Origin of the sequence: Streptomyces sp. FH025, from assembly GCF_017427025.1 — a bacterium.
Taxonomy (GTDB): domain Bacteria; phylum Actinomycetota; class Actinomycetes; order Streptomycetales; family Streptomycetaceae; genus Kitasatospora.
On record NZ_JAFLNG010000488.1, the window covers coordinates 1 to 5,902 of the forward strand.

Here is a 5,902-nt window from a genome sequence, read left to right on the forward strand (position 1 = left end):
TGAGGACGGGGGTTCCGCAATCCCCCTGATCCGGGCACTTCCGGGCGATCGATCGCGTTCCGTGACAACGGCGTTGACACCGCGCGTCGGCACCGGCCTCCGAGCCGCCGATGGCACCGGGCCGGGCCTCGGGTGCCACCCCTCGTGGCACCTCCGGCCGGCGGGAATGCTGGAGCCGCGCTAAAGCGAGAACTAGGTCACACACTGTCCCCCTCCTACGGGTACGCGACCGGGAGCTAACCTGCGCACATGAAGGTCCCACCCGAAGGGCTCGCCCTCGCCGCCGAGTTCCCGGCCGCGCACCGTGAGCAGTGGCAGCGGCTCGTCGAAGGCGTGCTGCGCAAGTCCGGTGCCCAGCCCGAGGACGGCGCCGCCGCCGAGCAGGCGCTCACCACCCCCCTCCAGGACGGCCTGCGCGCGCGCCCGCTGTACACCGCCGAGGACGGCCCGGCCGAGCCCGGCTTCCCCGGGTTCCCGCCGTTCGTCCGCGGCGGCCGTCCGCAGGGCTCCGCGGTCGCCGGGTGGGACGTCCGCCAGCGCCACGCCGACCCGGACCGGCTGCGCACCAACGAAGCGGTGCTGGCCGACCTGGAACACGGCGTCAGCTCGGTCTGGCTGGAGCTGGGCGGCGAAGGCCTGCCCGTCGACGCCCTGCCCGAGGCGCTCGCCGGGGTGTACCTGGACCTGGCCGCCGTGACGCTCGACGCCGGCCCCGAATTCACCGCCGCCGCCGAGCAGTTGTTCAAGCTCTACGAGGCGCGCGAGGTCTCCCCCGCCTCCGCCACCGGCAACCTCGGCGCCGACCCGCTCGGTCTCCAGGCCCGGACCGGCGACACCGCCCGCACCGACGCCCTGCTCGCCGAGGCCACCGCCCTCGCCACCCGCTGCGCCGCCGACCACCCCGGGCTCCGGGCGCTCACCGTCGACGCCCTGCCGTACCACGAGGCCGGCGCCTCCCCCGCCCAGGAGCTCGGCTGCTCGCTGGCCACCGGCGTCGCCTACCTGCGCGCGCTGACCGCCGCCGGGCTGTCGGTGGACGCCGCGCTCGACCGGCTGGAGTTCCGCTATGCGGCGGACGCCGACCAGTTCCTGACGATCGCCAAGTTCCGTGCCGCGCGCCGCCTGTGGGCCCGCGTCGCCGAGGTGTCCGGCGCCTCCGCGGAGGCCTCGGCGCAGCGTCAGCACGCCGTCACCTCCCAGGTGATGATGACCGCCCGCGACCCGTGGGTGAACATGCTGCGCACCACGGTCGCCTGCCTGGCCGCCGGGGTCGGCGGCGCCGACGCCGTCACCGTGCTGCCCTTCGACAGCGCGCTCGGCCTGCCCGACGCCTTCGCCCGCCGGATCGCCCGCAACACCCAGGCAATCCTGCTGGAGGAGTCCCACCTGGCCCGGGTCATCGATCCGGCCGGCGGCTCCTGGTACGTCGAGCGGCTGAGCGACGAACTGGCGCAGGCCGCCTGGGCCTGGTTCCAGGAGATCGAGCGGGCCGGCGGCCAGCAGGCCGCGCTCACCGACGGCCTGGTCGGCGAGCGGATCGCCGCCACCTGGGCGGAGCGGTCCGTCAGGCTCGCCAAGCGGCGCGAACCGGTCACCGGCGTCAGCGAGTTCCCGCACCTGGACGAGCAGCCGCTGGTCCGCGAGCCCGCCCCGGCCGGTCACACCGGCGGTCTGCCGCGGGTGCGCCGCGCCGAGGCGTACGAGGCGCTGCGGGACCGCTCGGACGCCTTCCTCGCGGCGACCGGCGAGCGGCCGAAGCTGTTCCTCGCCTCGATCGGCACCGCCGCCGCGCACACCGCGCGCACCACCTTCGCCGCCAACCTGTTCCAGGCCGGCGGCATCGCGACGACCTCCCTGGAGTCCGTCGACCCGGCGGCCTTCGCCGAGGCGTTCACCGCCTCCGGCGCCACCGTCGCCTGCCTGTGCTCCAGCGACGCCCTGTACGGCGAGCACGCCGGGGCCGTCGCCCTCGCGCTCAAGGAGGCCGGCGCCCAGCGGGTGCTGCTGGCCGGGCGACTCGCCGAAGTACCCGCCGGAGTGGACGAGTTCATCCACGCGGGCGGGAACGCGGTCGCCGTCCTCACCTCGCTGCTGGACCAGATTGGAGTGGCTCGATGATCCCCGACTTCACCGGAATCGAGCTGGACGGCGCCGCCGCCGGCGGTTCCGACGACCAGTGGCGCTCCGCCTGGCGGCAGTCCACCGGCAAGGACGTCGAGGAACTGGTCTGGGACACCCCCGAGGGCATCGGCGTCAAGCCGCTGTACACCGCGGCGGACCTGGCCGGCCTGGACTTCCTGGAGACGTACCCCGGCATCGCCCCGTACCTGCGCGGGCCGTACCCGACCATGTACGTCAACCAGCCGTGGACCGTCCGCCAGTACGCGGGCTTCTCCACCGCCGAGGAGTCCAACGCCTTCTACCGCCGCAACCTGGCGGCCGGCCAGAAGGGCCTCTCGGTCGCCTTCGACCTGCCGACCCACCGCGGCTACGACAGCGACCACCCACGCGTCACCGGCGACGTCGGCATGGCCGGCGTCGCCATCGACTCGATCTACGACATGCGCCAGCTGTTCGACGGCATCCCGCTGGACAAGATGTCCGTGTCGATGACCATGAACGGCGCCGTGCTGCCCGTGCTCGCGCTCTACATCGTCGCGGCCGAGGAGCAGGGGGTGCCGCCCGAGAAGCTGGCGGGGACCATCCAGAACGACATCCTCAAGGAGTTCATGGTCCGCAACACCTACATCTACCCGCCGCAGCCGTCGATGCGGATCATCTCGGACATCTTCGCGTACACCTCGCAGAAGATGCCCCGGTACAACTCGATCTCCATCTCCGGCTACCACATCCAGGAGGCCGGCGCGACGGCCGACCTGGAGCTGGCCTACACCCTGGCCGACGGGGTGGAGTACCTGCGCGCGGGCCTGGACGTGGGACTGGACGTGGACGCCTTCGCGCCGCGGCTGTCGTTCTTCTGGGCGATCGGCATGAACTTCTTCATGGAGGTCGCCAAGCTGCGCGCGGCCCGGCTGCTGTGGGCCAAGCTGGTCAAGCAGTTCGACCCGAAGAACCCCAAGTCCCTTTCGCTGCGCACCCATTCGCAGACCTCGGGCTGGTCGCTCACCGCCCAGGACGTGTTCAACAACGTGACGCGTACGTGCGTCGAGGCGATGGCCGCCACCCAGGGCCACACCCAGTCCCTGCACACCAACGCGTTGGACGAGGCACTCGCCCTGCCCACCGACTTCTCCGCGCGCATCGCCCGCAACACCCAGCTGCTGCTCCAGCAGGAGTCGGGCACCTGCCGGGTCATCGACCCGTGGGGCGGCTCGGCGTACGTCGAGAAGCTGACCAACGACCTGGCGGCCAGGGCCTGGCAGCACATCCAGGAGGTCGAGGCGGCCGGCGGCATGGCCAAGGCCATCGACGCGGGCATCCCGAAGATGCGCGTCGAGGAGGCCGCCGCCCGCACCCAGGCGCGGATCGACTCCGGCCGCCAGCCGGTGATCGGCGTCAACAAGTACCGGGTGGAGAGCGACGAGCAGATCGAGGTGCTCAAGGTCGACAACTCCTCGGTGCGGGCCCGGCAGATCGAGAAGCTGCGCCGGCTGCGCGAGGAGCGCGACGAGGCCGCCTGCCGCGACGCGCTCCACGCGCTGACCCGAGCCGCCGAGGCCGGCCCGCAGCGCGGCGGCTCGCTGGACGGCAACCTGCTGCACCTGGCCGTCAACGCGGCCCGGGCCAAGGCCACCGTCGGCGAGATCTCGGACGCCCTGGAGAAGGTGTACGGCCGCCACAGCGGCCAGATCCGTACCATCTCCGGTGTGTACCGAGACGAAGCGGGCCCGTCGGCCTCCCTCCAGCGCACCCGGGACCTGGTCGAGCGGTTCGAGCGGGCCGAGGGGCGGCGACCGCGCATCCTGGTCGCCAAGATGGGCCAGGACGGCCACGACCGCGGCCAGAAGGTGATCGCCACCGCCTTCGCCGACCTCGGCTTCACGGTCGACGTCGGCCCGCTGTTCCAGACCCCGGCCGAGGTCGCCCGCCAGGCCGTCGAGGCGGACGTGCACATCGTCGGCGTCTCGTCGCTGGCCGCCGGGCACCTGACGCTGGTGCCCGCGCTGCGCGCCGAACTCGCCGAGGCGGGGCGCGAGGACATCACCATCGTGGTGGGTGGAGTGATCCCGCCGCAGGACTTCGACGCGCTGTACGAGGCGGGCGCGGCGGCGGTCTTCCCGCCCGGCACGGTCATCCCGGACGCGGCGTACGACCTGCTGAAGTCCCTGGCGGCCGACCTCGGCCACGAGCTGTGATTGTCTGATCGCATGCCTCCGCGGACGATCGACCTCGACAGCTACGTGACGGGTGTCCTGGACGGCTCGCGCGCCTGGATAGCGCGCGCCGTCACCCTCGTCGAATCCACCCGGGCCGACCACCGCGCGCTCGCCCAGCAGCTGCTACAGCGGCTGCTGCCGCACGCGGGCGGGGCGGTCCGGGTGGGGATCACCGGGGTGCCGGGTGTCGGCAAGTCGACCTTCATCGACTCCTTCGGGACGATGCTGACGGAGCTGGGGCACCGGGTGGCGGTGCTCGCCGTCGACCCGACGTCGAGCCGGACGGGCGGCTCCATCCTGGGCGACAAGACCCGGATGGAGCGGCTGGCGGTCGATGCGAATGCCTTCGTCCGGCCCTCGCCGACGTCGGGGACTCTGGGCGGGGTCGCCAAGGCCACCCGGGAGTCGATGGTGGTCATGGAGGCGGCGGGCTACGACGTGGTCCTCATCGAGACGGTGGGTGTGGGGCAGTCGGAGACGACGGTGGCCGGGATGGTCGACACCTTCCTGCTGCTCAGCCTGGCGCGGACCGGCGACCAGCTCCAGGGCATCAAGAAGGGCGTGCTGGAGCTCGCGGACGTCATCGCCGTCAACAAGGCGGACGGCCCGCACGAGCGGGATGCTCGCGCCGCAGCGCGCGAACTCGCGGGCGCGCTGCGGCTGTTGCAGGCGCCGGATGCTGCGTGGACGCCGCCCGTGCTCACCTGTAGCGGGCAGGAGGGCGCGGGGCTGGACGTGTTGTGGGAGCGGTTGCAGCAGCACCGCAAGGTCCTCGACGCAACGGGTGCACTAGCCGCCAAACGCCGCGACCAGCAGGTCGAGTGGACGTGGTCCATGGTCCACGACCAGCTCTACGCGCGGCTGCACGAGCACCCCGAAGTGCAGCGGCTCGCGCCCGAGTTGGAAGCCCAAGTCCGCGCCGGATCCCTCCCGGCCGGTTTGGCCGCCCAACAGATCCTCGACAGCTTCTTCGGCACCTCCTGACGGGAGCAACAAGCCATCGCCACCATCGTTGAGGACGTCGAGATCGAGGCCGACGCAGACGCCGTCTGGGACGCCGTACGGGACGTGGGCGCAGTGCACAAGCGCCTCATCCCGGAGTACGTCCTCGACACCCGCATCGACGGCGATGAGCGCTACCTGACCATGCCGGGCGGTGCGGTCATCCGCGAGCTGATCGTCAGCATCGACGACGACCTGCGGCGGCTGGCGTACTCGGCGGTCGAGGGCTTCAAGATTCCCCTCACCCACCACCACGCGTCATTCCAGGTCATCCCCGAGCGCGAGGGGCACTGCCGCCTCATCTGGATCACCGACGTCCTCCCCCACGAGATGGCCGACCAGGTCCACCTTCGGGTCGTTCGGGGCGCCCAGGTCATGAAGGAAACCCTGGAGCGCAGTTAGCGGTCACGCCCCACCGCGAACCCGGCCAGCACAGCCGCCGAGAACAGCACCCACCACACCAGTCGCCCGGCGGTCACCACTACGCCACCTCACTCATGACGTGAAGACTGCGCGCCGTGCCCCACCCATGCGTGGGGCACGGCGCTTCAGTGGTTTCGAGG

General features: G+C 72.1%; 4 protein-coding genes. All 4 read left to right on the forward strand.

Translation table 11 applies throughout. The features are described 5' to 3' along the window. Positions 1–249 precede the first annotated feature (249 nt). From J0670_RS27460 to J0670_RS27475, 4 genes are read left to right on the forward strand one after another with little or no spacing between them, the layout of a single operon-like run. Positions 250–2,118 (forward strand): methylmalonyl-CoA mutase family protein, encoded by a 1,869-nt coding sequence (locus J0670_RS27460; RefSeq protein ID WP_207814388.1) that lies wholly within the window; start codon positions 250–252, stop codon positions 2,116–2,118. Beyond that, positions 2,115–4,316 carry a methylmalonyl-CoA mutase gene (scpA, locus tag J0670_RS27465; RefSeq protein WP_207814389.1) on the forward strand — a complete coding sequence of 734 codons (2,202 nt, stop codon included), beginning with the start codon at positions 2,115–2,117 and terminating at the stop codon, positions 4,314–4,316. Before J0670_RS27460 ends, scpA begins: the two co-directional genes overlap by 4 nt. A 12-nt stretch (positions 4,317–4,328) precedes the next feature. Then, positions 4,329–5,321 carry a methylmalonyl Co-A mutase-associated GTPase MeaB gene (gene meaB / locus J0670_RS27470; protein WP_207814390.1) on the forward strand — a complete coding sequence of 331 codons (993 nt, stop codon included), beginning with the start codon at positions 4,329–4,331 and terminating at the stop codon, positions 5,319–5,321. 24 nt (positions 5,322–5,345) lie between these two features. Further along, positions 5,346–5,741, forward strand: a complete 396-nt coding sequence (locus J0670_RS27475; RefSeq protein WP_307806719.1) for an SRPBCC family protein — start codon at positions 5,346–5,348, stop codon at positions 5,739–5,741. Positions 5,742–5,902: the final 161 nt, after the last annotated feature.